The organism is Pseudomonas sp. GW456-E7, from assembly GCF_059424105.1.
Genome location: NZ_JBWKZB010000019.1, coordinates 57,034 through 83,641 on the forward strand (window position 1 = coordinate 57,034; position 26,608 = coordinate 83,641).

The 26,608-nt window shown below is 58.9% G+C and carries 19 protein-coding genes; 16 read left to right on the top strand and 3 right to left on the bottom strand.

Annotation, left to right across the window (positions count from 1 at the left end; all coding sequences use genetic code 11):
• Nucleotides 1-28 precede the first annotated feature (28 nt).
• The 5 genes from AC07YV_RS14345 (at nt 29) to AC07YV_RS14365 (ending at nt 5,968) form a co-directional block, all read left to right on the top strand.
• Entirely contained in the window at nt 29-862 is an 834-nt protein-coding gene (locus tag AC07YV_RS14345; RefSeq protein WP_102700382.1) for an SDR family NAD(P)-dependent oxidoreductase, read from the top strand.
• A gap of 107 nt (nt 863-969) precedes the next feature.
• The gene (locus tag AC07YV_RS14350; protein ID WP_102700383.1) at nt 970-2,112 is read left to right on the top strand and encodes an acyl-CoA dehydrogenase family protein; all 1,143 of its coding nucleotides are present in this window, start codon (nt 970-972) and stop codon (nt 2,110-2,112) included.
• Nucleotides 2,113-2,215: 103 nt separating this feature from the next.
• The gene (locus AC07YV_RS14355) at nt 2,216-3,784 is read left to right on the top strand and encodes a long-chain-fatty-acid--CoA ligase (protein ID WP_102700384.1); all 1,569 of its coding nucleotides are present in this window, start codon (nt 2,216-2,218) and stop codon (nt 3,782-3,784) included.
• A gap of 107 nt (nt 3,785-3,891) precedes the next feature.
• Nucleotides 3,892-5,079, top strand: coding sequence for a lipid-transfer protein (locus AC07YV_RS14360; RefSeq protein ID WP_102700385.1), 1,188 nt, complete (start codon nt 3,892-3,894; stop codon nt 5,077-5,079).
• A gap of 64 nt (nt 5,080-5,143) precedes the next feature.
• Complete coding sequence (locus tag AC07YV_RS14365; protein WP_102700386.1) at nt 5,144-5,968, top strand: SDR family NAD(P)-dependent oxidoreductase; 825 nt, start codon at nt 5,144-5,146, stop codon at nt 5,966-5,968.
• Nucleotides 5,969-6,392: 424 nt separating this feature from the next.
• Here the strand turns inward: AC07YV_RS14365 and AC07YV_RS14370 are convergent, their stop codons facing one another.
• On the bottom strand, nt 6,393-9,062 hold the full coding sequence (locus tag AC07YV_RS14370; protein ID WP_494990316.1) for a winged helix-turn-helix domain-containing protein: 2,670 nt from the start codon (nt 9,060-9,062) through the stop codon (nt 6,393-6,395).
• 370 nt (nt 9,063-9,432) lie between these two features.
• Between AC07YV_RS14370 and AC07YV_RS14375 the strand changes: the two genes are divergently transcribed.
• The 8 genes from AC07YV_RS14375 (at nt 9,433) to AC07YV_RS14410 (ending at nt 22,015) form a co-directional block, all read left to right on the top strand.
• Nucleotides 9,433-10,833 (top strand): coniferyl aldehyde dehydrogenase, encoded by a 1,401-nt coding sequence (locus AC07YV_RS14375; RefSeq protein WP_102700388.1) that lies wholly within the window; start codon nt 9,433-9,435, stop codon nt 10,831-10,833.
• Nucleotides 10,834-10,864: 31 nt separating this feature from the next.
• Entirely contained in the window at nt 10,865-11,950 is a 1,086-nt protein-coding gene (locus AC07YV_RS14380) for a Zn-dependent alcohol dehydrogenase (RefSeq protein ID WP_102700389.1), read from the top strand.
• 144 nt (nt 11,951-12,094) lie between these two features.
• Entirely contained in the window at nt 12,095-14,752 is a 2,658-nt protein-coding gene (locus tag AC07YV_RS14385) for a LuxR C-terminal-related transcriptional regulator (RefSeq protein WP_494990317.1), read from the top strand.
• Between the two features lie 292 nt (nt 14,753-15,044).
• A complete protein-coding gene (locus AC07YV_RS14390; protein ID WP_102700391.1) occupies nt 15,045-16,925 on the top strand; it encodes a DUF1302 domain-containing protein in 1,881 nt (626 codons plus the stop codon).
• Between the two features lie 30 nt (nt 16,926-16,955).
• Nucleotides 16,956-18,326, top strand: a complete 1,371-nt coding sequence (locus AC07YV_RS14395; RefSeq protein ID WP_102700392.1) for a DUF1329 domain-containing protein — start codon at nt 16,956-16,958, stop codon at nt 18,324-18,326.
• A 227-nt stretch (nt 18,327-18,553) separates the two neighbouring features.
• Nucleotides 18,554-20,083, top strand: a complete 1,530-nt coding sequence (locus AC07YV_RS14400; RefSeq protein WP_494990318.1) for an arylsulfatase — start codon at nt 18,554-18,556, stop codon at nt 20,081-20,083.
• Nucleotides 20,084-20,270: 187 nt separating this feature from the next.
• Nucleotides 20,271-21,374: an acyl-CoA dehydrogenase family protein gene (locus tag AC07YV_RS14405; RefSeq protein ID WP_102700393.1), complete on the top strand. Its 1,104-nt coding sequence runs from the start codon at nt 20,271-20,273 to the stop codon at nt 21,372-21,374.
• Between the two features lie 68 nt (nt 21,375-21,442).
• Nucleotides 21,443-22,015 (top strand): DUF2889 domain-containing protein, encoded by a 573-nt coding sequence (locus AC07YV_RS14410; RefSeq protein WP_102700394.1) that lies wholly within the window; start codon nt 21,443-21,445, stop codon nt 22,013-22,015.
• Between the two features lie 42 nt (nt 22,016-22,057).
• Here the strand turns inward: AC07YV_RS14410 and AC07YV_RS14415 are convergent, their stop codons facing one another.
• A complete protein-coding gene (locus AC07YV_RS14415; protein ID WP_102700395.1) occupies nt 22,058-23,206 on the bottom strand; it encodes an acyl-CoA dehydrogenase family protein in 1,149 nt (382 codons plus the stop codon).
• A 285-nt stretch (nt 23,207-23,491) separates the two neighbouring features.
• On the opposite strand from AC07YV_RS14415, the gene AC07YV_RS14420 reads away from it, so the two are divergent.
• The 3 genes from AC07YV_RS14420 to AC07YV_RS14430 are packed head-to-tail and all read left to right on the top strand — an operon-like array spanning nt 23,492 to nt 25,602.
• The gene (locus tag AC07YV_RS14420) at nt 23,492-24,679 is read left to right on the top strand and encodes a lipid-transfer protein (RefSeq protein WP_102700396.1); all 1,188 of its coding nucleotides are present in this window, start codon (nt 23,492-23,494) and stop codon (nt 24,677-24,679) included.
• A gap of 55 nt (nt 24,680-24,734) precedes the next feature.
• On the top strand, nt 24,735-25,172 hold the full coding sequence (locus AC07YV_RS14425; protein ID WP_102700397.1) for a MaoC family dehydratase N-terminal domain-containing protein: 438 nt from the start codon (nt 24,735-24,737) through the stop codon (nt 25,170-25,172).
• 10 nt (nt 25,173-25,182) lie between these two features.
• Nucleotides 25,183-25,602 carry a MaoC family dehydratase gene (locus AC07YV_RS14430; RefSeq protein ID WP_102700398.1) on the top strand — a complete coding sequence of 140 codons (420 nt, stop codon included), beginning with the start codon at nt 25,183-25,185 and terminating at the stop codon, nt 25,600-25,602.
• 629 nt (nt 25,603-26,231) lie between these two features.
• On the opposite strand, the gene AC07YV_RS14435 is transcribed toward AC07YV_RS14430, so the two are convergent.
• On the bottom strand, nt 26,232-26,603 hold the full coding sequence (locus AC07YV_RS14435; RefSeq protein WP_494990319.1) for an inositol monophosphatase family protein: 372 nt from the start codon (nt 26,601-26,603) through the stop codon (nt 26,232-26,234).
• Between the last annotated feature and the right edge of the window lie 5 nt (nt 26,604-26,608).

Below are 26,608 nucleotides of genomic sequence, written 5' to 3' on the forward strand. Positions count from 1 at the left end.
TCGAAAACAAAAAACAAGGTGGGAAATGATGAAAAAACTGCAAGGTAAAGTCGCCCTGGTAACGGGCTCCGGTCGTGGCATCGGCCGCTGCGTGGCAGAGCAACTGGCCGCTGAAGGCGCTCATGTGGTGGTCAACGATCTGGATGCCGCACCGGCTGAAGAAGTGGTTGCGGCGATCCGCGCTGCGGGTGGCCAGGCGGTGGCCTGCGTCGGTAGCGTGACGGCTCCGGATTTTGCCGACCGTTTCGTCAAGACGGCGGTGGACAACTTCGGCGGCATCGACATCCTCGTCAACAACGCCGGCTACACCTGGGACAACGTGATCCAGAAAATGAGCGACGAACAGTGGTACGCGATCATCGACTGCCACTTGACCGCGCCGTTCCGCATTCTGCGCGCCGCTCAACCGGTCATCAGCGCCATGGCCAAGAAAGAGGCTGCCGAAGGCCGCGAAGTGTTCCGCAAGATCGTCAATATTTCTTCCGGTGCTGCGGGCGGCAATGCCGGGCAGAGCAACTATTCATCGGCCAAGTCCGGGATCCTGGGCCTGACCAAGACGCTGGCCAAGGAGTGGGGCCGTCTGAAAGTCAACGTCAACGCCGTGGCTTTCGGTTTCATTGAAACCCGCCTGACCCAGCCGCTGGCGGGCGATGACAGCAAGACTGTGACCATCGAAGGCCGCGAAATCAAGGTCGGCGTCCAGCAAGCCATGGTTGACGGTGCCAGCCGTACGATCCCTCTGGGCCGCCCGGGCAAACCCGAAGAGGCCGCCGGCGCAGTGGTGCTGATGTGCCTGCCGGAATCCAACTTCGTTTCCGGTCAGACCCTGTACTGCGGTGGCGGACCTGGCTCCAACTTCTAAGCAATGCGTGTGCATGCCCGCTTCGATGTTATCGGCGGGTGTGCAATCGCAATCAACTTCGACATTCATGAGCGGGGCGATCAGCCTTGGCGCTCAAGGGATATGCCATGTTGGAAAATTACCGTTCGCCCTGGAAAACCGATGACCTGGAAGAGTTCAGCGGCATGGTCCAGCGCTTTGCCAAAGAGTACATCGAGCCTAACGAACTGAAGTGGCGCGAGCAGCATTACGCTGATCGCAGCGCCTGGCTCAAGGCTGGCGAGCTGGGGTTGATCCTGCCCGACGTGGCCGAAGAGTACGGTGGTGCCGGTGGCCATATCGGGCACTACGCTTGCGTGATCGAAACCATGGCGGCCAATGGGGGTGGCCTGGGCACTGGCCTTAGCCACATTGTGGCGCACTACATTCTGGAGTCGGGCACCGAAGCGCAGAAAAAGCATTGGCTGCCGAAGATCGGTTCCGGCGAAATCATCTGTGCCATCGCCATGACCGAGCCGGGCGCAGGTTCCGACTTGCAGTCAGTGCGCACCCGTGCAGTGAAAAAAGGCGACCACTACGTCATCAACGGCGCCAAAACATTCATCAGCAACGGCCAGACCTGCGACATGGTGCTGGTCATTGCCAAGACTGACGCGGGCGAGGGCGCCAAAGGTGTTTCGCTGTTCATGGTCGATACCACACGTCCGGGTTTCCAGCGCGGCAAGCTGCTGAGCAAGATCGGCATGCATGCCCAGGACACCTCCGAGATGTTCTTCGACAACGTTGAAGTACCGGAAGATTGCCTGCTCGGTGGTGTAGAGGGCAAAGGCTTCTACACCCTGATGAGCCAACTGCCCTACGAGCGCGCGCAAATTGGCTTGAGTGCCGTCGCCGTGATGGAACGTGCCCTGCGCCTGACCCTGGAATACACCAAGGAGCGCATGACGTTCGGTAAACCGGTGATCGAATTCCAGAACAGTCGCTTTGTATTGGCGGACGTCAAGGCCACGGTCCTGGCCGCCAGGACATTTGCCGACCTGATTGTCGGTCGCTGGATCGACGGCACGCTCGACACCACGCTGGCCTCGATGGGCAAGTTCTGGCTCACCGAGCGTCAAAGCGAAGTGCTCGACCGCTGCCTGCAACTGTTCGGTGGCTATGGCTACATGAACGAGTACCCGATCGGTCGCATGTGGGCGGACGCCCGGGTGGCACGGATCTACGGCGGCTCCAACGAGATCCAGCGCGAGGTGGTCGCGCGGTCACTGTAATTCGTCGCCTGTGTATGGCCAGGGAAGGCCACGGGCGGCAACCAGGTTTTTGCGACAGTCGCTGTGATTCAACCCGCTAATAATAAGTAGATCGGAGTTTCGCATGTACATCACCCAAGGTTTGCACCGGCATCTGCAGTGCCGCCCGAACGCCATCGCGATCCGCAGCCCGGATCGATGCCTCACTTATGCCGAGCTGGGAGAACGGGTCGCCCGATTCGCCGGCGCATTGAAATCCCTTGGCGTCAAAAGCGGTGACCGTGTGGCCATGTTGTCGCTCAACTCCAGGCGCTACATCGAATACAACCTGGCGGTGCCTTGGGCGGATGCCGTGGTGAACCCGGTCAATTTTCGCTGGAGCCCGGCAGAAATCATCTACTCGCTGGATGACTCTGAAACCGAATTACTCATCGTCGATGACAACTTCAAGGACCTGGGTACGAGAATTCTTGCCGAGGCCAAAACCGTTCGCCAACTGATCTATGCCGGTGACGGCGAAACGCCCGAAGGCATGTTGGGCTATGAGGCGTTGATCGAGGGGGCGGAGCCGGTGGAGGACGCACACCGCGGCGGCGATTCGCTCCTGGGGATTTTCTACACCGGCGGTACGACCGGGTTTCCAAAGGGCGTGATGCTCAGTCACAACAATTTGTACTTTTCGGCAACAGCCTCCCTGATTGGCGGGCGGTTTGGCTGGGATACGGTTTTTCTGCACTCGATGCCAATGTTCCATTTGGCTGATTTTGCTGCGATGACAGCTTTGTTCATCACTGGCGGTACTCATGTGGTGTTGCCTTCCTTCACCGCCCAGGGCGTGCTGGAAGCCATCGACAGAGAAAAAATCAACGAGATTCTGTTGGCACCGACCATGATCCAGATGGTTCTGGACTGGCGAGACAGCCACCCGCAAGCGCAAAAGCTCGACCTCGCTTCGTTGCGCACCGTCAGCTACGGCGCTTCCCCCATCACCCCGGCACTGCTTGATCGCGCCCGCCTGGCCTTCCAGTGTGCAGGCTTTACCCAAGGCTACGGGATGACCGAACTGTCACCCATGGCGACCCAACTGGGTGCGGCGTACCACTCGGCCGAACACCAGGCCAGCGGCAAGATGTATTCCGCCGGACTGCCGGTCTGTTGCGTGGAAGTGCGCATCGTCGATGCCGAGGATCGGGAAGTCCCCCGCGGCACCGTTGGCGAGATCTGCGTACGCGGTCCGAACATCATGCTCGGTTACTGGAAAAATCCCGAAGCGACGGCCGAGGCCCTGCGCGGCGGCTGGATGCACACCGGCGATGGCGGCTACATGGATCAAGACGGCTTCATCTTCGTCTGCGACAGGCTCAAGGACATGATCGTCAGCGGTGGGGAGAACATCTACTCGGCCGAAGTGGAAAGTGCGATCTCCAGCCATCCGGCTGTCGCCCAGTGCGCGGTGATTGGCATTCCTTGCCAGAAGTGGGGTGAAACCGTACACGCGGAAATCATCCTCAAGCCCGGCGCCCAGCTCAGCACCGAAGCGGTCATCGACCACTGTCGCGAACGCATTGCCGGCTACAAGTGCCCGCGCAGCGTGACCTTCGTCGACGCGTTGCCACTGTCCAGCGTGGGCAAAGTCTTGAAGAACGAACTGCGCGCGCGGTTCTGGGACAAGCACCCACGTGCCGTGTCCTGATTCCTGATCAACCAGAAAAAACCTGCACCTCGACTGCTTCCAGCCAGTCGAGGCCGCCACGCCTCGCTCACGCGAAATCTGTCCATCGAACATGGAGTACACGAACGATGTCGCAAAAACCGTACGTTGCCGGTGTCGGCATGATCCCTTTCGTCAAGCCGGGTACCAGTGGCACTTACATCGAAATGGGCTCGCAAGCCGTACGCCTGGCCCTCAAAGACGCAGGCATGAGCTATGACCTGATCCAGCAGGCCTATGTCGGTTATGTCTACGGCGATTCCACCTGTGGCCAGGCTGCTCTCTATGAAGTCGGGCTCAGCGGTGTTCCGGTGGTCAACGTCAACAACAACTGCTCGACCGGTTCCAGTGCGCTGTTCCTGGCCCGGCAGGCCGTCGAAAGCGGCGCGGTCGAATGCGCCATCGCCCTCGGTTTCGAGCAAATGCAACCCGGTGCCTTGAAAGGCAACTGGACCGACCGCCCACGGCCGATGCAAAAAGCCCAGGCGGTCGTCGATGCCCTGGCCAGCGACGTCAGCGATATTCCCGGTGCATTGCAAATGTTCGGCGGCGCAGGACGCGAGCACATGCAACAGTACGGCACCCGGATGAGCACCTTCGCCGCGATCCGCGCCAAGGCCAGTCGCCACGCCGCCAACAACCCGCTGGCGATGTTCCGCAAAGTCGTCACCACTGAAGACGTGATGAATGACCAGGTGATCTGGCCAGGCGTGATGACGCGCCTGATGGCCTGTCCGCCTACTTGTGGCGCGGCGGCTGCGATCATTTGCTCCCAGGCTTTCGCCAGGAAGCATGGCCTGCGTACCGATGTGGTGATTCTGGCCCAATCGATGACCACCGATAGTGCCGTGTCCTTCGAGCCGAAGTCGATGATCCAGATGGTCGGCTTCGACATGGCCCAGCGCGCGGCCCATCAGGTCTACGAAGCGGCTGGCGTGGGGCCGCAGGATATTCGTGTGGCGGAAATGCACGACTGCTTCGCGCACAACGAACTGCTGACCTACGAGTCGCTGGGCTTGTGCCCGGTCGGCGGTGCGGAGAAATTCGTGCTGGACGGCGACAACACCTACGGCGGCCAGGTGGTGACCAACCCGTCGGGCGGTCTGCTTTCCAAGGGCCACCCGCTGGGCGCCACCGGTCTGGCGCAGTGCTACGAGTTGACGCACCAAGTGCGTGGCACCGCCCAGGAGCGTCAGGTCGAAGGCCTGCACCATGCCTTGCAACACAACCTCGGCCTGGGCGGCGCCTGCGTCGTGACCCTTTACGGTCGCGGTTAACCCCGCAAGTGCACCTGCCACAGGTGCACACCCTTTCAGTCTGAAGTATTCAAGGGAAGCATCAATGAGAAAGCTCGAAGGTAAAGTCGCATTGGTAACCGGTTCCGGTCGTGGCATTGGCCGCAGCGTTGCCCTGCAGTTGTCCGCTTATGGCGCTCGTGTCGTGGTCAATGACCTCGATGCTGCACCCGCTGAAGAAGTGGTCGCAGAAATTCGTGCCAGTGGCGGCGAAGCGGTTGCCTGCGTCGGCAGCGTGACGACGCCCGACTTCGCGGAGCACTTCGTCAAGACCGCCGTCGACAGCTTTGGCGGCATCGATATCATCGTCAACAACGCCGGTTACACCTGGGACAATGTGATCCAGAAGATGAGCGATGAGCAGTGGTACGCCATTGTCGATTGCCACCTCACCGCACCGTTCCGGATCCTGCGCGCCGCCCAGCCGGTGATCAGTGCGCTGGCCAAGAAGGAAGCGAGTGAAGGCCGCGAAGTGTTTCGCAAGATCGTCAACATTTCTTCCGGTGCGGCTAACGGCAACGTCGGCCAGAGTAACTACTCTTCCGCCAAGGCCGGCGTGTTGGGCCTGACCAAGACCTTGTCCAAGGAGTGGGGCCGGTTGAAGGTCAACGTCAACGCCATCGCTTTCGGTCACATCGAAACGCGTTTGACCGTCCCTTACACAGGTGCTGAGGCGGCGACCGTCGACATCGAAGGACGCACGATCAAGGTTGGCATCAGCGAAGAACTGGTGGCACGGGCCAAAAATGGTATCCCGCTGGGACGTCCTGGAACTCCGGAAGAAGCGGCCGGTTCGGTGGTGTTGTTCTGCTTGCCGGAATCGAACTTCTGCTCCGGTCAGGTGCTGTTCTGCGCGGGTGGCCCACGCTAACTGAAGAAACACATGACCCTAACGATCTGATTCGCGGTTTACCCCTTCTTCCCGGGCCTTGGTGCCCGGTTTTTTGTCCTTTTACACAAGCGTACCCCTGTAGGAGCTGTCTCGTGAAACGAGGCTGCGATCTTTTGATTTTTTAAAGCAACATCAAAAGATCGCAGCCTGCGGCAGCTCCTACAGGGCAGATGCGTTCATCCGTGAGCATCAACCAGATCAATCGAGCAGGCCGCTGGCGCGTGCAATGGAAACAACCTCGGTACGGCTGCGGGCACCGAGTTCGATCCCTGTAGGAGCTGTCGAGTGAAACGAGGCTGCGATCTTTTGATTTTTTAAAGCAACATCAAAAGATCGCAGCCTGCGGCAGCTCCTACAGGACGGATGCGTTCATCCGCGATCGGGTCGGTGCGCGTCAACTCGATCAATCGAGCAGGCCGCTGGAGCGCGCAATGGAAACAGCCTCGGTACGGCTGCGGGCACCGAGTTTGGTGTTGATCTTGCGCAGGTGCGATTTGACCGTCAGTTCGGAGATGAAGATCCTTTCGGCGATCTCGCGATTGCGATAACCGAGGGCCAGCAGACGCAGCACCTGAAGTTCTCGAACGCTCAATGCCGATGAAACGTCCTCAACGTCGGACTCTGTCATGACGCGAGGGTTGGTAATCTCAGCCAGTAATTCATTGAGAAATTCCGGCTCGATACCGAGCGCAGCACCCTGGCCATGAAAGGTCACGGACCAGCGCTCGAGCAGTGCACTCATCTTCGGCCCCTCATCGAAAAACAGGCGCAAGAATCCAGGATGGCTGGCGACACGCAATGCCACCGTCAACTCTGCCAGGGCAGCATCTCTTTGCCCCTGTTCATTGAGTGCCAAGGCGTAAAGCACGCGCAACTTCAGGGCGCGTCGATGATGATGGCGGTGCTGTGCTTCGGTGATGGCTGGCGGCAGCGCCGACAACCCGCGATCGTCTCGCTGGGCGATGTAGAGTCGATGCCGTGCCACGAATGGGGTATCGACATCGTTGCCATGCATCATCAGGGCGGGATCGAACCAGTCACTCAGTTGCTCGATCGTACGCAGGGCGTGTTCTGCCGTGTCGAGGCGACCTTCCAGGGTGGCGATGCGGGCACGCTCTAGCCACGCCGAGCAGATGATGCGTGGGCAGTCCGCCAATTGGCCCAGTTGCTCGAGATCGGCCAGGTTGCGTTTCCAGCTTTCGTTGTCACCCTGCAGGTACGCAATGCGGGCCAGCAAGACGCGGTTGAGGATCAAGGTGTCGCGCGAGCTGTTGTCCTTGGTGTATGCAAAAACCTTGTTCAAGCGATACGCGGCCTCATCAAGGCGATTTTTCTCGTAAAGCGCCTGGCCCAAAGTCACTTCCAGCGACGGGTATCCGACCGGGGTAACGCCCTTGAGGGTTTCAGGCGGCCTCGCGGCGGCCGCCTGCAAGCGCGTAAAGGCCGTGTCGAGCTGGCCCTGAATAAGATCAAGTACCGCCGACAGGCAATCAACGACGGTCAGAAGGTACGTGGAAGGGTGCTGGCGAGGGCGTTGCGGGATCGCCACGAGCAGCCGTCTGGCCTCATCGTAGCGACCGGTGCCGATCATGCTGACCGCCAATGCAAATGCCACCATGCGGTACTGGTAATCCTCATCGGCAGACAAACGAGCCAGTTGCGCGCGGCCGGCCTGGTAGCCCTGTTCCAGATGGTCGGTCAGCGTCAGTAACATGCAGCGCAGGGATTCCGCTTCCTGGCTGGGCGCAGCCTGCTCGATGACCTTCATTGCATCCTGGTGGCGGCGCGCGTGGATCAGCGCCCAGGCGTAGGCAAGACGCAAGGTGGGGAAGCGATCCAGTACCGCTTCGGGTATCTGCTCGACCCAGCGCAACATCAGGCGCGACAGATCGGTTTCCACCAGCTCGGTGAACAGGTTGACCAGTTGCGTGGCTGCCTCCACGTAGTCTTTGGCCGACAACAGATGCTCGATGGCATCGGCGGCACGGTGTTCCGCGAAATACCAGCGCGCCGCGTCCAGATGCAGCTCCCGGGACATCCCAGGATATTCACGGTCCAGCATGTGTCGCAAGAAACTGGCAAAGATGCTGTGGTAACGAAACCATTGACGCTCGTCGTCCACGGGCGCGATGAACAGATTGTTCTGTTCCAGTTGGAGAATCATTTCCTCACTGTTGTTCTTGCCCGTCAACGCATCGCATAACGGTGCGCTGAACTGATCGAGGAGGCTGGTTTGAAGCAGAAACTGACGGCACTGCGGACTCTGGCGTGAAAGGATGTCCTCAGCCAGCAGTTCTGCCATTTCCAGGTTGGAACCTGAAAGGTTGGAAATGAACGCTGAATAGTCTTTGCGCCAGTGCATGGAAAGCGTCGCCAGATAAATAGCAGTAATCCAGCCCTCGGTTTTCGTGTAGAGCGCGGCAATGTCGGTATCGGGAAGGGCCAGTGAGCATTTGTCGCGGATGTAATGGCTGGTTTCGTCCAGTGTGAAGCGCAACGAATCCAGCGATATCTCCAGCAAATGCCCTCTGGCGCGCAAGCGACCCAGGTCCAGTTTCGGCAACCGGCGGGTGGTGATGGCAAGGGTCACCGTCGCGGGCAAGACCTTCAGCAGTTGCTGCACGAAGTCCGTCACCGCAGGGTTATCGATCTCTTCGAACTCGTCCAGCAGCAACGTCAATGGCCGGTCATGTCGGGCCAGTCTTTCGAGTAGCCGGGAGATGGGCTGTGAGTCAGGGCCCTGAGAAGGGGGTTCATCCTGCACTGTGGGCAAAAGCGTTTCCATGGCGCTGGCAATCAGCTGCACGAAGCGCTGCAAATCGTTGTCCGCCACATCGAGATTGCACCACAGCACCTGCCGCCCAGCGGCCAGGCAATGTTCTCTGTATTGCAGCAGCAACGTGGTTTTTCCGTAGCCGGCCGGGGCGCACAGCAGGATCAGACGGGCCTGGGTAGCGCGCTCGATCTGTGACAGTAAAACGCTGCGTTTGAGGTGACTGACGGCATCCAGAGGGGCGGAGAATTTATTGACTGCAACACGGCTGCACGCTGTTGTCGCGTCAATTGAAGTCACTGCACAGATCGTAGCGTCCGTGCTTTCGGAGCTGGGGGCTGTATCCCTTTGATTGGGCATTGACTGAACTTCCGACTGAATTGACCTGAATATTTCGCGGCACGATACACGCTACGGCCAACCGGTTGAATAGAGGATAGCCCCCCGCGCATCGCTGAGGGTGACGTCTGCCCGCCGGTCGATGACCCGGCCCTTGTCGCGCGGGCATTTGCCCGGTGACTACGCCCGCCAGTGGTTCTTTTGGACCATCGTTACATTCCTCCCTTCGGGTGTCGCCTGACGGCGCCAGCCTTCCTAGTATCGCTGTCCACAACTACAAAAATAATTCGCGCGCCCATCAACGGCGCTGCGCTTGGACCAGGAGAACCCCATGAGTCTGAGTAATGCCGATATTCTAGCGGTGCTGGACAAACAGCGTGCCGCCTACCTGAGCAACGAACCCTGGAGCGCGCAACAGCGGTGCGAGCTGATCGATCGTGCGATTGGCCTGCTGGTGGATCATCAGCACGATATCGTCGAAGCGCTGGCAGCCGACTTCGGACATCGCAGCAAAGACTTCTCCCGTGTCTTCGATGTGCTCAGCCCTCTGGCGTCGTTGAAATACACCAAGGCCAAGGTTGCCGGCTGGATGCAGGCAGAGTCCCGCGAGACAGACAGGGGGCAGGCCTGGGTCCAGTATCAGCCACTGGGCGTGGTCGGCATCGTCACCGCCTGGAACTTCCCGCTGACCATGGTCTTCTCGGGCCTTGCCGGCGCCCTGGCGGCGGGCAATCGGGTGATGATCAAGCTATCGGAATTCAACCCGCGTACGTCCGAGCTGATCGCCGGGATGATCCGCTCGGTATATGCCGAGGACGAGGTGGCGGTGTTCACGGGTGGTCCGCAGGTGGGCCAGGCCTTTTGTGAGCAGCCCTTCGACCATCTGCTGTTCACCGGTGCGTCCAGCATCGGCAAGCAGGTCATGCGGGCCGCCGCGGAGAATCTGGTGCCCGTCACTCTCGAGCTGGGTGGCAAGTCACCGACCATCATTTCCCGCTCGGCGGATCTGCAGGCGGCGGTGATGAAGATCCTCACCGGCAAGCTGCATAACGCAGGGCAGATCTGCCTGGCGCCGGACTATGTCCTGGTACCGGAAGAATCGGTCGAGGATTTTATCGGCATGGCCAGGGAAACCGTCGCAACGCTGTTCCCGACACTGCTCGACAACCCCGATTACACCTCGATCATCAATGCACGCCATTTCGAACGCCTGCAAGGGTATTTGAGCGAGGCGCGCTCCAGCGGCGTCGAGCTGATCGAACTGAACCCTGCGGCCGAGGATTTCTGCGGGCAGGCGCACCACAAAATCGTTCCGACCCTGCTGCGCAATCCAGCCGATGACCTGCAGGTCATGCAGGACGAAATCTTCGGCCCGCTGCTACCGATCAAGCCCTACAGGCACATCGAAGATGCCGTGGCCTTCATCAATTCGCGCCCACGCCCACTCGGTCTTTATTACTTCGGCAGCGATGCGGCTGAAGAAGCCAGGGTGCTCGACCGTACCTGTTCTGGCGGCGTGTGCCTGAACGACGTACTTCGCCATGCCGGTGTCGAGACGTTGCCCTTTGGCGGCGTGGGTGCCAGTGGCATGGGCTGCTACCACGGCTTTGATGGATTCCGCACGTTCAGCCATGCCAAGGCGGTGCTGCGTGCAGCCGATGGCCCGGACCTGATGCGTGCGCCGTACACCGAGCCCATGCGGCAAATCGTCAGCCAGCTGATTGCTCGCTGAAACCGTTGCGACCCATTCGTTGAGGTAAATCATGAAAGCTGCCGTATTCCACAAAGTTGGCACCCCGCTGAGCATCGAAGAAGTCACTATCAGCAAACCGGGCCCCCGTGAGGTCCTGGTCAGAACCGTCGCCGTCGGTGTTTGCCACTCGGACCTTCATTTCGTCGACGGGGCTTACCCTTTTCCGGCACCGGTTGTGCTGGGGCACGAGGCATCAGGCATCGTCGAACAGGTCGGTTCCGAGGTTCACACTGTCAAGCCTGGCGACCATGTGGTGACCTGCCTGTCCGCCTTCTGCGGCCATTGCGAGCACTGCGTTACCGGCCACTTGTCCTTGTGCGTATCGCCGGAAACCAAGCGTGGCGCCGATGAAGAACCGCGTTTGACTTACGTGCAGAAGCCGATGACGCAGTTCGTCAACCTGTCGGCCTATGCCGAGCAAATGCTGGTGCACGAAAACGCATTGGTTGCGATTCGGCGTGACATGCCACTGGATCGCGCGGCATTGCTGGGCTGTGCGGTAACCACCGGTACCGGTGCCGTATTCAACACGGCCAAGGTGCGTCCCGGGGAAACCGTTGCGGTCATCGGCTGCGGCGGCATCGGCCTGGCCACCATCAACGGCGCAGCGCTCGCGGGCGCCGGCCGGATTATCGCCATCGACATGCTCGACTCGAAACTGGAACTGGCGAAAATGTTTGGTGCCACGGACGTGGTCAATGCCAAGGACGGCGACGCGGTCCAGCAGGTGCTGGAGCTGACCCGTGGAGGGGTGCATTTCTCCTTCGAGTGCATCGGCCTCAAGCAGACCGCCGAGCAGGCCTTCGCCATGCTCGCCCGGGGCGGTACGGCGACGGTCATCGGCATGATCAAGCCCGGCGTAAAACTGGAGCTGGACCCATTTCAACTGTTGCACGAGCGCCGTATCCAGGGCTCGTTCATGGGCTCCAACCGCTTTCCGGTCGACCTGCCGCGCCTGACCGATTTCTACATGCAAGGCCGGCTCAAGCTCGACGAGATGATCTCCCAGCGCATCAAGCTGAACCAGATCAACGAAGCGTTCGATGAACTGCGTCGTGGCGAAATGGCGCGTTCGGTGATTGTGTTCGATCAGTAAACGGTTTTACGGCCGGGGACGAGTACCAGATCGTCCCCGGCCTTTTTTGCATTTTCAATAAAGACAAAAATGGAAAATCTCACGCTCTGCCCACCCATCCTCATTCGGCCACTGACCAATATCAAGGTTCTGCCGCCACGAGGAATGCGCAAACTGATGCCGCGCGAGGCATTGATGGCGCGCTTGCTTGAGGCCAGGCGGCACCGTTGCGTCGTGATACAGGGGCCGGCGGGCTGTGGCAAGACCAGCGCCTTGCTGGCCTGGCGGCGTGAATTGATGCCACTGAACTTTGATGTCGCCTGGTTATCCCTGGCCCCCGAGGACAATGAAGTCGCACGGTTTACCGAGTGTCTGCTGGCGAGTCTCTCTGAAGTCGACCCGGACCTGGTGCGCGGCGCAACACCCTTGCTCGATCATGACAACGACGCAATGAGTCTCGAACACTGGGCCATTACGCTGGTGCAGAACATTGGCCAACATCCCAGGGAAATCGTGCTGATGCTCGATGACGCGCATCACTTGCAAGCCCCCAGGACCTTGCAGCTGCTGCACTGGATGCTTGACTACGCACCGGCACGGCTGCACGTGGTCCTGGCCTCTCGGTTTGTCGTGCCGATCCCGCAGGTATTGTCCCGTTTACGCAGTCAGGACTTGCTCAAGGAATTTGATCTGCAGGATCTTCGCTTCAGTGCTGCTGAATCAGAGCGATTCCTGTGCGAGGAGTTGTCTGGCCTGACGAAGCATGATGCCCAGGTTTTGCATGCGCTTACCGATGGCTGGGTTGCCGGCTTGCAGCTGTTTGCCCTGGACCTGAAGAACAGGCGGGCCACGACCTATTCGCCCGTGGAGGTTCGTGACGCGCTCGGGTTCGCCAGTTACTTTGAGCGTGAAATCCTCGTGCGCCTGCCTGAGGAAGACTTGCACCTGTTGACCAGTGCCTCGATCTGCAACCGTTTTTGCGCCTCGCTGTGCGCCACGCTCATGGGGCAACGGCAGGCAACGCCACGGATCATGAATCAGCTCTACCGTATCGAGATGGGCAACCTGTTCATCACTCAGGTCAACAGTCATGACCGCGAAACCTGGTACCGCTTGCATCCCTTGTTGCGCGAAGTGCTGAAAGTGCGTCTGGACAATCAGGCTGCGGATCACCAGGCGTCCTTGCATGCCCTGGCGCGAGACTGGTTCAACGAACAGGGGCATGTGGATGAGGCTGTGCGTCATGCGGTGCAGGCTGCCGATGCACCTACCGCAGCCGGCATTATCGAAGGCTGTGCCTATGACCTGTTGTCCAATGGTGATCTCGGGCATTTGGCCGGCTTGCTGCGGGAGTTGCCGGTGCAAGAGGTCGAAACGCGTTTCGGCTTGCTTGTCATCTCGGCGCACCTGCAGTTGTACAGCCTCGATTTCGCCGGGTTGACCACGAGTCTGGCTTGCCTGCGTGCCAATCAGCACTTGCTCGATACCGATCAGCGCTATTCCTTGACCCTGTTGCATGCAGGCTCGGCACTGTACCGCGATGATACCGAGGCGTTGCTGGCATTGACGCCACAGTTGCAAGCCATTGGCGGCGATTGCAATGATTTTGTCCGGGACAGTCGGCGCAATCTGCTGGCCTGGTCATACATGAGTCAGGGCGAGTACGAATTGGCTCGACAGTTACTTGACAGGGAGGGGCATCCTCGCGGAGCGCGGCGTCGTAGCCTTTTCGGGCGTTGCATCAGTGGAATGACCCTGACACTGGAAGGCCGCATCAGCCAGGCCGAGCATATTTTTCGCGAGGTGCTGCAGGAGACCGGCCAACAGGGGCGGGGTTTCATCATGGTCACCTGCATGGCTTCGGGGTTGCTCGCGGTCGTTTTATACGAACTCAACGATAACCGTGGCATTTGCCAGTTGCTCGAACCGCTGCTGAAGATTCTGGAGCGGGTATCGATTCCCGACACCGTGCTGCACGGGTTGTTGACGCTCAATGCCGCGTATTGGCACGCCGGGCGCCATGACGAAGCCGCAGCGCTGCTGGATCGCCTGGAAAGCTACGCCATGCGCTTCAATCTGCAGAGGATCCTGACAACTGCCTTGCTGGTGCGCATGCGCCAGATGCTGGCACGTGGCCGAACACCACAGGCAGAAGTCCTCCTTTTACGCATCGAAGAGCTGGCCGGCAAACGCCACGGCGATAACACAGGCCAGGTACCGCAGGTACACGTCCTTCACCAGTTGGCGCGGGTGGATCTGTTACTGCACAAGAAGGACTTCAGCGAAGCCGCCGAACAGATCAGCTCGTTGATCGCATTGTGCTCAGCACAACGACGCTGGAGGCGAGTGGCTTGCCTGCGGCTGCAGTTGGCTGTTGCCGAGCAGGGCAGGGGACATGAGGAACTCGCGCGCATGCACATAATCGAAGCCTTGCGCCAGGGGCATCGCGCGGGGTTGTTGCGCAGCTTGCTGGACGCCTCGCCAAATGCGCTTGCCCTGCTCCAGTCGGTGCTTGGTGACGATCGCCTGGACCCGGTGCTCGCCTTTTATCTCGAACGATTGCTGGCGGCGGGCACGACGGCAGGTCAGGCGGTTGCTGCGCTAAACCCGATTGCCAGGCTCAGTGACAGAGAAACGGAAATCCTCGAGCTGCTTGCACCGGGGCTGACCAATAAAAAAATCGCGCGAATGCTGGGGATCTCGCCTGAGACGGTGAAGTGGCACCTGAAGAACATCTTCACCAAGCTTGGTGTCGAGGACAGGGATGACGCCATCGCCCGGATGCGCGATCAATCTGCCGCTCAACCCATCAAACAGTCCTGACCCTACCCGCCATTACCCATTGACACAGCGCGCAACCCCGTTGCGCGTCCGTGCGCCTTGAATACGGTGTACTCCTGCGACTCCCCCTTTTGAACGCTCGGTGGTTCCTCCCCCAGTTTCATCCCTTCGGCGGTCGAAGGGCTGTTTTGACTTTCCTAGGATGAGCCGTCGAAGTCGTTCAGGGCATGCCTTCAACAATGCCTCGGGACTGGCCGCGAGACGCATGCAGGCTCCCGCTTGTGCGCAGAAGTGATGAATAGATCTGCCAATAACAAATAGAACGGAGATTTGCATGTCCATCACCCCCGTCGTAGTAGACCGTCAAGTCTTGAAGCCGCCTCTTCTGGCTTCAGCCATCGCCCTGGCCTTGAGTACGCAGGCCAATGCCGTGGGCTTCAATATTGGCGAAATTCAAGGGCAGTTCGACACATCGCTGTCCATCGGGGCCAGTTGGGCGACACGTTCGCCCGACCCTGATTTCATATCCAACTTCAACAGCCAGGGTGTGCAAGGCAACGCATCGGCTCGTACGTCCGATGACAATCGCCTTAATTTCAAGTCGGGTGAAACCTTCTCGAAAATCTTCAAGGGCGTTCACGACCTTGATCTCAAGTATGGCGACAGCGGGGCTTTCGTACGGGGCAAGTATTGGTACGACTTCGAGCTGATGGACGAGCACCGGCCGTTCTACGATATCGACGACAGCGGGCGTGACCGTGCGGCCAAGTCGTCGGGGGCGATGTTCCTCGACTCCTTCGTTTATCACAATTACACGCTGGGTACACAGCCAGGCAACGTCAGGTTGGGTAAACAGGTCGTGAGCTGGGGCGAAAGCACCTTCATCGGCAACTCGATCAACAGCATCAACCCGATCGACGTGGCGGCCTTGCGTCGTCCGGGCGCCGAAGTCAAGGAAGGGCTGATTCCGGTCAACCTGTTCTACCTGTCTCAGGGGCTAGGCGAGAACCTGACCGCTGAAGCCTTCTACCAGCTTGAATGGGACCAAACCGTCGTCGACAACTGCGGCACCTTTTTCGGCAGCGACGTGGTGCCTCAAGGTTGCAACGATCGCGCGGTACTCGCCGGACCTGACCTGGCGCCGGGCGTGGCAAAAAATACCGGCAATATCGTCGCCTTGGGCGGTGGTCGGATAAATGCCGGTACCGATGACGCCTACATCCCCAAGGCCAGTGATCATGACGCCCGGGACAGTGGTCAGTGGGGTGTGGCGTTGCGCTGGTTTGTGCCGGAAGTCAACGATACCGAGTTCGGCTTCTACGCGATGAATTATCACAGTCGCAATCCTTACCTCAGCGCAGTCAAAACTCCGTTGGCGTTCAGCAACGCGGGAGGGGCGGCCGGGGCGGCTGCCAATCAGCTTGCACGTATTCGTACCGCACGATTGTTTGTCGATTATCCGGAAGATATCCGCCTTTACGGTCTTAGTTTTTCGACCAACCTCAATGGTACCGCGGTGGGTGGCGAGATCAGCTACAGACCCAACATGCCTTTGCAGCTCAACGGTGGAGATCTCAACCTGGCAGCCATCAACCAGCAGGCTGCACCGGGCGTGAATATCTCGCCGGTGCCAACAGGTGCACTGGGCGAATCTTTCGATGGTTACAAACGCATGCCTGTGTTGCAGACGCAGGTCAGTGCGACGCAGTTCTTTGACCAGGTGGTCGGCGCGGACCGTCTGACGCTGGTGGGAGAGGTGGGTTACAACCGAATCAACGGACTAGGTCCGAGCGATGGCAGTGACGTGCGTTACGGTCGTTCGACAATCTTCGGCGCTGGCGAGTTTCCCGGAGCTCTCAATGCGGCGTGTGTCGGTTCTGGCGTTGGTACGCCAAACGCTTCCAACCCACAGCAGGAGTGCAACAACAACGGATTCTACACCACGAGTTCATGGGGTTACCGCGCACGTGCGAAGTTGGATTACGCCAACATCCTGGCCGGCATCAACTTGTCGCCAAACCTTGCCTGGTCTCATGACGTCAACGGCTTCGGTCCCAACTTCGAGGAAGGGCTCAAGGCAGTCAGCATCGGTGTCGATGCCGACTACAGGAACACTTATACCGCCAGCTTGAGTTACACCGACTATTTCGGTGGGCATTTCAACACCAACGGTGACCGTGACTACGTTGCACTCAGTTTCGGTGTGAACTTCTAACTCTCGCGTCCCTATAAAGAGGAGCAAGCAATGAAAATAACAACAATATTGCCGGCCGGCGCCATCGCGCTGTCCTTTCTGTCCTTCTGTGCGATGGCCGCTGTATCGCCAGAAGAAGCCGCCCGCCTGGGCACCACCCTGACGCCGTTGGGCGCAGAAAAACCGGGCAACGCCAGTGGCAGCATTCCCGCCTGGACCGGCGGCCTGAAGCCCGGTGCAGCCAAGGTTGACAGCAATGGCTACCTGAGCGATCCGTTCGAAGGTGAGAAACCCTTGCTGGTCATCACCGCGGCCACTGCCGAACAATACAAGGACAAATTGAGTATCGGCCAGTTGGCGATGTTCAAGCGCTACCCGCAGAGCTACACGATTCCGGTCTACCCGACTCACCGCACGGCATCGGCGCCACAAGCGATCTACGATGCTGCAAAAAAGAGTGCACTGACCACCGAGTCGGCTGATGAAGGCAACAGTTTGAGGTCCTTCGAGCAGTCGCGGGTTTATGCGTTCCCGATCCCGAAGAACGGCATCGAAGTGGTGTGGAACCACATGACCCGTTATCGCGGTACGAACTTCTCACGCAATCACGTTCAGGTTACCCCTCAAGTAAACGGTGATTACACCGCTGTCGAACTCAAGGATGAAGCCGCCTTTCCGCAATACCTCGCCGATGCACAATCCACAGATACCTCGAACATTCTGTTTTATTACAAGCAGCAAGTGATGGGGCCGGCACGATTGGCCGGTGCCGTGACGCTGCTGCATGAGACCGTAGACCAGTTGAAGGAGCCACGCATGGCCTGGGTCTACAGTGCGGGCCAGCGCCGGGTGCGTCGTGCACCGCAGGTTTCCTATGATGGACCGGGTACCGCTTCCGACGGGCTGCGTACCGCCGATAACGGTGACATGTTCAACGGCGCACCCGATCGATACGACTGGAAGTTGATCGGCAAGAAGGAAATGTACATTCCGTACAATGAATACGGCTTGCAGTCGCCAAAACTCAAGTATGCCGACATCGTCAAACCCGGCCACATCAACCAGAGCCTGACGCGCTACGAGTTGCATCGGGTGTGGGAGGTGGTCGCCACGCTCAAGCCAGGTCAACGCAACATCTATGGCAAGCGCCATATGTATTTCGACGAAGACACCTGGGCGCTGGTCGGCGTGGATCACTACGATGGCCGTGGTCAGCTCTGGCGCGTGGCCGAAGGTCACTCCTACAACGACTACGAAAATGGCACCAATATCTGGGCTGCCGTTACGTTGTATGACCTGGTCGCCGGTCGCTATCTGGCGATGAACCTGGCCAACGAGACTGGCCATGCCATCAAGTTCGATCAGCACAACAGCATTTCCGAATTCACGCCGGCGGCACTGCGCAACGCAGGGGTTCGATAGCGGTTCAGCACGCCTGGCAGTGAAATGGACTCACCCCAGGATGTAAGGGCTGCCTCCCTTCGGGCAGCCCTTTTACCTTTTGGTGTTGTGCGTCGTCGCGCCACTTTCCCCGGTTACAGCATTCGTTTCGTCAGCCCTATAGACCTTGAAACAACAACAATGGAGTACGTGTCATGACCCTCACGGGGACTTCGATGTACCGGTTTCTGCTATGTATTGTCCTTGCCATGTCAGTCTCAGGCTTATCGTTGGGTGCCGGCGCAGCCGACAAACCGAATGTCCTGGTCATCTTCGGCGACGACATCGGCCAGTTCAATATCAGTGCCTACAACCAGGGCATGATGGGTTACGAAACTCCGAACATTGATCGAATCGCCAAGGAAGGCGTGCTGTTCACCCACGCTTACGGAGAGCAGTCCTGTACCGCGGGGCGCGCTGCTTTCGCCCTTGGCCAGCACCCGTTCCGCACCGGCTTGCTGACAGTCGGCATGCCTGGCTCCGAGCACGGTATTCCGGATTGGGCGCCTACCATTGGCGACGTGATGAAGCAGCAGGGCTACACCACCGGCCAGTTCGGCAAGAACCACTTGGGCGATCGGGACAAGCACCTTCCGACCCATCATGGCTTCGATGAGTTTTTCGGCAATCTGTACCACATGAATGCCGAGGAAGAACCGGAAACCTACTACTACCCCAAGGATCCGCAGTTCCGCAAAAATTACGGCCCGCGCGGAGTGATCCACGCCTATGCAGACGGCAAGATCGAAGACACCGGGCCGTTGACCCGCAAGCGCATGGAAACCATTGACGACGAACTGGTACAGGCGACAGGAAACTTCATCGACAAGGCCCACAAAGCCGACAAGCCATTTTTTGTCTGGTTCAATGCCACCCGCATGCACATCTGGACTCACTTGAAGGCCGAATCCGAGGGCAAGACCGGCGTTGGCCTGTATCCGGACGGTATGGTCGAGCATGATGGTCAGGTTGGCCAACTGCTCAAGAAGCTCGATGACCTGGGTATCGCCGACAATACCATCGTCATCTACACCACTGACAACGGCGCCCAGAAGTTCAGTTGGCCAGATGGCGGAACTTCACCCTTCGCAGGCGAGAAGGGCACCTCCAACGAGGGTGGGCATCGCATACCGCTGCTGGTGAAGTGGCCCAAGGCGTTGAAACCCGGGACTCGTCTCAACAATCTGATTGCACATAACGACTGGATGCCGACACTGGCTGCGGCGGCAGGAGCCCCGAATCTGGTCGCCGAACTGGCCAATGGGACCAAACTCAACGGCAAGCCATTTCGCGTGCACCTTGACGGGTACAACTTCCTGCCGTTTTTCAAAGGCGAGTCCAGGGACAGCCCTCGCGAAGAATATTTCTATTTCAGTATGGGGGGTGATCTGGACGCCATTCGCTGGAAAGAATGGAAGCTCAGCTTTGCGCAAATGGAAGGGGGATTCGGCAGTGCAGTACGCACGATCAGAAATGTGCCGGAGCTGACCAATCTGTACGCCGATCCTTTTCAGACCGCACGCAAGGAATCGCCGATGGCGTTACGCTGGGCGGCCGACCAGGCTTGGTTGTTCGTGCCGGTTCAGGCCAGGGTCAAAGCCTTCCTTGGCACCTTGTCCCAGTACCCGTTCCAGGAAGGCGTGAACCTGAATGTCGGGAATATCAATTACCAGAGCCTTGCGGTGAAAAAGGCGATGATGAGCCTGCAAACTCCCGCTACAACACCGGTTGCCCATTGATCGCGAAGGATCTGTCGAGGGTCCAGGCCGCAAGTCCCGGCGTGTTCCAGGTCGTGGCATCACCAGGCATCAGCCTTATGAGCCCACCCGATGAGGGGGGCGCTCGATGCATCGGCTCTCATGCAAGATTCACCATGGGGCGAGCTGTCTCGCCTATAGGGCATTGAACTGTGGCAAAAGGTGAGGAATGGACGTTCAGCGCAATATTTTCGGCGACGACCACGAAGTCTTCCGCGCCAGCGTGCGCCGCTTTCTTGAGTGCGAATACCTGCCGGGCAAGGCTCGCTCCGGACCTGTCGCAGACATCGGTCGCCAGATCTGGCTCAAGGCGGGTACAGAAGGGCTGCTGGGCAAGGTATTGCCGAAGGAATTCGGTGGCGCAGGTGATTTCGGTCATGCCGCGGTGTTTACCGAGGAACTCGCCCGGGTCGGGATCAATGACCGGGCAATGCCCCTGCATGCCAACATTATCGCGCCCTGTATTGCCCAACAGGCTTGCAGCGAACAGAAGCGCCGGTGGCTGCCGGGCGTTTGCAGCGGCGAAACGATCCTTGCAATGGCGGTGACAGAGCCCAGTGCAAAATCCAGGACCCTCCAGACCAATGCGGTACGCGACGGCGATCATTATGTGATCAACGGCAGCAAGGTTCGTGTCGTCAATGGCATGGGTGCCGATCTGTTGCTGCTCGCCTGCCGTACCGAGGCCGCCAGCGGCGCCACGGGTGCGAGCCTGATCCTGGTGGAGGCGGACCGCTGCGGCATTCGCCGCACACCGGCCAGCCCCAATGAAGAGAACCAGGGTGCCGCGAAATTGTACTTCGACAACGTGCGTGTGCCCTTGGGCAATCTGCTTGGCAAGGCCGGCAAGGGCATGGATTACCTGAATCAGGCGTTGGGTGAGGAGCGCCTGTTGTTGGCGACCTTTGCCGCCCGTCAACTCGAACACGAACTGGACCAGACGCTCACCCATGTGCAGCAACCCAATGACCAGGGTTACGCCCGATGGGACCTGCAATACACGCGCTTCAAGCTGGCCGCCATCAAGGCGCGTGCTGTCGCCTTGCGTGTACTGGTCGATCACTACCTGGACATTCGCATCCGGCATCCGCTTGGCGCAGAGCAGGCGGCCATCGCCAATCTGTATGCCAGTGAAACGCTGCAAAAATGCAGCGAAGAACTCACTCGTCTGCGCACTTTCGGCCCGTTGTCATCGTACGCGTACCCTCACTCATTCGCCGAGGAAACGGGAATGGGCAAGGTCATGCACGAGACCATCGCCCTCGCACTGTGACATTCCAAATCCACTGTTTCGTTGAAAGCGCGGCGTAACGACGCCGGCGTAGTTGAAGGAGTCCCCAGATGTCTGCCATGCCCCAGGATTCAATGACCCGCACATTGCTGCATACCCGTGAAATCGTCTGCAAGGGTTATCAGCGCAGCGATGGCGTGTTTGATATAGAAGGGCGTTTGCAGGATCTGACCAACGAAGCCACCGACCTGCCGTTTCACCACGTACCCCATGGCGGCACCATTCATGACATGCGTCTGGTGATGACCCTGGATGCCGACATGGTGATCCAGAACATTGAAGCGACCACCGCCACCGGAGCCACTCCGTTCTGTGCTGAAGCGTCGGTAGTCTATTCGCGGTTGCGGGGATTGAAGATTGCGGCGGGTTTCAAAAAGAACATGAAGGCAATCGTCGGAGGATCGATCGGCTGCACCCACCTGACCGAGTTGCTTGAACGCATGGCGTCCACCGCGATGCAAACCATGTTCTCCGCCTACAGGACAGCAGCCAGTCAGGGCCGAGCCAGCGGTACCGAACAGGTGGTTGCGGTGCGCTCCTGGGTGATAGGCACCTGTCATGCCTATCGCGAAGACGGCGATGCGGCGAAGCTGTTATGGCCGCAAGGATTACCCGAGGCCTGATGTCGATTCGCCCCGGCCGCTCACGCGACCGGGGCCCTGCGCTTACAGCGTACGGGCGATCAGCTCTTTCATTACCTCGTTGGAGCCGCCATAAATACGCATCGGTCGGGCATTGATGTACAGCCTGGCGATCGGGTATTCCAGCATGTAACCGTAGCCGCCGTGCAACTGCAGGCACTCGTCGATGATCTGGCAGGCTTGCGTCGATGCCCACCACTTGGCCATGGCGGCGGTCGTTGCGTCCAGTTCGTGCCTGATCATCTTGTCCAGGCAATCGTGAATGAACGTGCGCGCAATGGTCACCGTGGTCTGCATCTCGGCCAACTTGAAGCGAGTGTTCTGCATCTCCAGCAAGGGTTTGTTGAACAGCTTGCGATCACCGGTGTACTTGATGGTTTCCTCGACCGCACGTTCCATGGCACCCAAGGCATTCATGGCGATGAACATGCGCTCTTCGGGCAGTTGCTGCATCAGTTGCACGAAGCCTTTGCCTTCTTCCGGGCCAAGCAGGTTGGCCACCGGAACGCGAACGTCATCGAAGAACAGTTCAGAGGTGTCCTGGCCTTTCTGGCCAATCTTCTCGAGGATGCGGCCACGGCGGTAGCCCGGCAGGTCCTTGACCTCCAGCACAATGATCGACATGCCCTTGGCGCCAAGGCTTGGGTCGGTCTTGCACACCAGCAGCACCAGGTCGGCGTGGTAGCCATTGGTGATGAAGGTTTTCGAGCCGTTGATCACGTAGTGATCGCCGTCACGGATGGCCTTGGTCTTGATGTTCTGCAGATCGGTACCGGCGCCCGGTTCGGTCATGGCAATGGCGGCCACCAATTCACCGGTGGCCATTTTCGGCAGCCAGCGCTGTTTCTGCGCTTCGCTGGCGTAACGCAGGATGTAGTGGGCAATGATCGCGCTGTGCACATTGGTACCCATGCTGGTAGCAATGGCCCGCGCCAGCTCGTAGCCGATAATCGCGTTATGCGCGTGACTGCCACCGCTGCCGCCGTACTCCTCGGGTATCGCCGGGCACAGCAAACCCATTTCGCCGGCCTTCAACCAGGCATCACGGTCGACGTACTGTTGCTTTGCCCAACGCTCTTCATGGGGGACAAGTTCTTCGGCGGCAAAACGCCGAACCGATTCCTGGAAGATCGCCAGGTCTTCGGTAAGCCACGATGGTCTGTATTCGCTCATTTCAATCCTCGGTAGGTGAGGGGGCTGGGATTGCCTCAATCCTATGGACGATGGGCATTGCCGGTAAGCGCCGAACGGATGATGTTCCGGAGTAGATCCCCCGGCGTTCGAAGGGAGGCGCAGCGGGAGTACTCCTGCTCGACGTTCCTTCGAACACCTTTCGATGCCTCCGCAACTTCATACCTTCGACGGTCGAAGCGCGGCTGTTCACCGATCAAGATGATTTCCAGAAACCAACGGCCGGCAGGTACGGCAACGAACGTGGATGTCACAGGAAATTCATCGATGAGTGAAAAAGTCGTAGTGGCCGGTGTCGGCATGGTTCCCTTCTCCAAACCGGGCGCAAGCCCGAGCTACACCGAAATGGGCGCCGATGCCGTACGCCTGGCCTTGAAGGACGCCGGCATCAGTTATGACCAGGTGCAAATGGCATTCGCCGGTTATGTCTACGGTGACTCCACCTGTGGTCAAACCGCCCTCTACGAAGTCGGCCGCACGGCGATCCCGATCGTCAACGTCAACAACAACTGCTCGACCGGCTCTACAGCCCTGTATCTGGCGCGCGCCGCGGTGCAAAGCGGTCAGGCCGATTGCGTGCTGGCTCTGGGCTTCGAGCAAATGCAGGCGGGCGCACTCAAGTCGCACTGGGACGACCGACCGGAACCCCGCGCACGGTTTCATCCGTTGCTCAATGGGCTGACCGAAGACGTCGCGGATTTGCCCCGCGCATTGCGCACATTCGGCGGTGCCGGTCGCGAGCATATGCAGAAATACGGCACCCGGATGGAGACGTTTGCAGCCATCCGCGCCAAAGCCAGTCGCCACGCAGCCAACAATCCATTGGCGCTGTTCAAGAGCGTCCTGACCACCCAGGACGTGATGAACGACAAGGTCATGTGGCCCGGCGTCATGACCCGCCTGATGGCATGCCCACCGACCTGCGGAGCCGCGGCGGCGATTATCTGTTCACCCGCCTTCGCCCGCAAACATGGCCTGCGCAGCGACGTAGTGATCCTGGCCCAGTCGATGGTCACCGATCCGGTGGAGTCCTTCGATCCCCCTTCGATGATTGCCTATGCAGGTTTTCACATGACCCAGCGTGGCGCGCAACTGGTCTACGAACAAGCGGGCATAGGGCCACAGGACATTCGTGCGGTCGAACTGCATGACTGCTTTGCCCAGAACGAACTGCTGACCTACGAAGCCCTTGGATTGTGCCCGGTGGGCGGCGGCGAACAATTTGTGGTCGACGGCGACAACACCTACGGCGGCCAGGTGGTCACCAACCCTTCCGGTGGCCTGCTTTCCAAAGGGCATCCACTGGGTGCCACCGGTCTGGCGCAGTGCTACGAGCTGACCCATCAACTACGCGGCTCGGCCGACAAGCGTCAGGTCGAGGGCTTGAACATCGCCTTGCAGCACAACCTGGGGCTGGGCGGCGCCTGCGTCGTGACCCTGTACGGTCGCAACTGAGCCTTTTCATACGCGTGCCCGAACGGGCATTCACAACAAAAAGAGGAGTTAGAACATGGCAGACAAGAGCCTGATCGGGCACAAGCTCGATAAATTCAGCGTCGATGTGGAGAAGGGCCGCCTGCGCTTTTTCGCCAAAGCCATTGGCGAAACGGACCCGGTCTATACACACGAAGACGCCGCCAGGGCGGCCGGTCACAAAGCAATGCCGGTGCCCCCGACGTTCCTCAAATGCCTGGAAGGCGAGGGCCGCGACCTGACGAAGTTCCTCAAGCTGGTGGACTTTGATCTCGGTCGGATACTGCATGCCGAGCAGTCCTTCGTCTACCACAAGCTGGCCTTTGCCGGTGACGTGCTGACTTTTGACGGCTGCATTTCGGACGTCTACGAGAAGAAAGGCGGCGCCTTGCAATTCGTGGTCATGGAATCCCGTGTGACCAACCAGGATGGCGAGCACATCGCCGACATCCGTTCATCCCTCGTACAGCGTTAAGGAGCCAACGATGACCACCGTTCAATATTCCGATATCCAGGTTGGCGATGACATCGAGTTGCTCAAACTGCAGCCGGTCAACCGCACCACGCTGGCGCTCTACGGCGGCGCTTCGGGCGACCATAACCCGATTCATATCGATATCGACTTCGCCCGCAAGGCACGCATGCCTGATGTCTTCGCCCACGGCATGTTGTCGGCCGCGTACCTCGGCCGTTTGCTGACGCAATGGGTTCCCCAGCAGCAAGTGCGCAGCCTGTCCATTCGCTTCACCGGCATCACGCACCTGGGCCATGTGCCGACCTGCACCGGCAAAATCACGGAAAAATTCGAAGAAAACGGTGAGAAGCGCGTACGCCTGAACATCCGTTGCTCGAACCAGTATGGTGAAGAGAAACTGGTGGGCGAAGCGGTCGTGGCGCTGCTCTGAGATTGCTGCAGGCGCTGACGAAGGCTGCGATCCTTTGATCTTGCACTTTAAGAATCCAAAGATTGCAGCCTACTCGTCAGCGCCTACAGGGAGCGCGGACCATTGTGGGAGAGCCTGCTCGCGAGAGCAGTGTGTCAGTCACATCAATGCTGAATATACCTGCGCCGTCGCCAGCCAGCCCTGCCTTGCAAGTAAAAAGTAGGGGCAGACCATTTAGCCGAGGAGGGTGACCGCCCGCACCGCCAAAAATAGAACCTGCACCTACGAAAACTGCAAGTCGCTGACAATCAACAGGCTGGTACCGAACTTGATATATCGACGCTTTTTTATCGGTTTGATGTAGACACCAAGCCGGACAGTTCCCAACTCTTGGCCATCCCGGCGATGGAAACACCACCTTTTAAGGTGGGGGTAGTGCTTGAAGAACACCACTCAGCTAGCAGTAGGGTGCTCGTTTCTGCGTTGGCAAAGTATATAACTCAACTAAATGGTTGTTTAGTTGAGTTATGGTCATGATCTTAACTAAACTCTACAAACAGACCGCATTTAGCTGACCATCGCCCCCAAGAACCACACTCAAAGTGCTTGCCAACAATTTGATAGCTCTGACCAATTTCGATGAAGTAACTTCATACAGGCGATTGGTGCCCCTCCAAAGCTCCAACCTCTAAATCTCTTTGGCTAAGATCTACGTCCACCGGCTGGCCATTACGAAATAGGTAAGGCATACCCTCAGCCCAAGCGAGGCAGTCCTTACCACGGTCTTCTGTTATCGGCGCGTAAACCACACCTAGAACTGGGATCGAATGTCGTAGTAGGCCGACAGAAATTGATGAGCCTTTGACGCCTTTTAAAAAATCGCTTGTGCCGCCGTTTGGATCGATTACCCAGCACCACGGGTGCCCGGTTAATACATGCCCCGTTTCCTCCCCCCCAAAAATCACATTTGAGCAATTGCAGTAGGGGATCGCGCAGACGCTCCTCAATCTCGATATCCACATCTGCC

Excerpts from the sequence above, each read along its gene's own strand:
- AC07YV_RS14345 (WP_102700382.1), top strand. The coding sequence starts at position 29 with ATGAAAAAACTGCAAGGTAAAGTCGCCCTGGTAACGGGCTCCGGTCGT.
- AC07YV_RS14350 (WP_102700383.1), top strand. The coding sequence starts at position 970 with ATGTTGGAAAATTACCGTTCGCCCTGGAAAACCGATGACCTGGAAGAG.
- AC07YV_RS14355 (WP_102700384.1), top strand. The coding sequence starts at position 2,216 with ATGTACATCACCCAAGGTTTGCACCGGCATCTGCAGTGCCGCCCGAAC.
- AC07YV_RS14360 (WP_102700385.1), top strand. The coding sequence starts at position 3,892 with ATGTCGCAAAAACCGTACGTTGCCGGTGTCGGCATGATCCCTTTCGTC.
- AC07YV_RS14365 (WP_102700386.1), top strand. The coding sequence starts at position 5,144 with ATGAGAAAGCTCGAAGGTAAAGTCGCATTGGTAACCGGTTCCGGTCGT.
- AC07YV_RS14375 (WP_102700388.1), top strand. The coding sequence starts at position 9,433 with ATGAGTCTGAGTAATGCCGATATTCTAGCGGTGCTGGACAAACAGCGT.
- AC07YV_RS14380 (WP_102700389.1), top strand. The coding sequence starts at position 10,865 with ATGAAAGCTGCCGTATTCCACAAAGTTGGCACCCCGCTGAGCATCGAA.
- AC07YV_RS14385 (WP_494990317.1), top strand. The coding sequence starts at position 12,095 with ATGCGCAAACTGATGCCGCGCGAGGCATTGATGGCGCGCTTGCTTGAG.
- AC07YV_RS14390 (WP_102700391.1), top strand. The coding sequence starts at position 15,045 with ATGTCCATCACCCCCGTCGTAGTAGACCGTCAAGTCTTGAAGCCGCCT.
- AC07YV_RS14395 (WP_102700392.1), top strand. The coding sequence starts at position 16,956 with ATGAAAATAACAACAATATTGCCGGCCGGCGCCATCGCGCTGTCCTTT.
- AC07YV_RS14400 (WP_494990318.1), top strand. The coding sequence starts at position 18,554 with ATGTCAGTCTCAGGCTTATCGTTGGGTGCCGGCGCAGCCGACAAACCG.
- AC07YV_RS14405 (WP_102700393.1), top strand. The coding sequence starts at position 20,271 with ATGGACGTTCAGCGCAATATTTTCGGCGACGACCACGAAGTCTTCCGC.
- AC07YV_RS14410 (WP_102700394.1), top strand. The coding sequence starts at position 21,443 with ATGTCTGCCATGCCCCAGGATTCAATGACCCGCACATTGCTGCATACC.
- AC07YV_RS14415 (WP_102700395.1), bottom strand. The coding sequence starts at position 23,206 with ATGAGCGAATACAGACCATCGTGGCTTACCGAAGACCTGGCGATCTTC.
- AC07YV_RS14420 (WP_102700396.1), top strand. The coding sequence starts at position 23,492 with ATGAGTGAAAAAGTCGTAGTGGCCGGTGTCGGCATGGTTCCCTTCTCC.
- AC07YV_RS14425 (WP_102700397.1), top strand. The coding sequence starts at position 24,735 with ATGGCAGACAAGAGCCTGATCGGGCACAAGCTCGATAAATTCAGCGTC.
- AC07YV_RS14430 (WP_102700398.1), top strand. The coding sequence starts at position 25,183 with ATGACCACCGTTCAATATTCCGATATCCAGGTTGGCGATGACATCGAG.
- AC07YV_RS14435 (WP_494990319.1), bottom strand. The coding sequence starts at position 26,603 with ATGTGGATATCGAGATTGAGGAGCGTCTGCGCGATCCCCTACTGCAAT.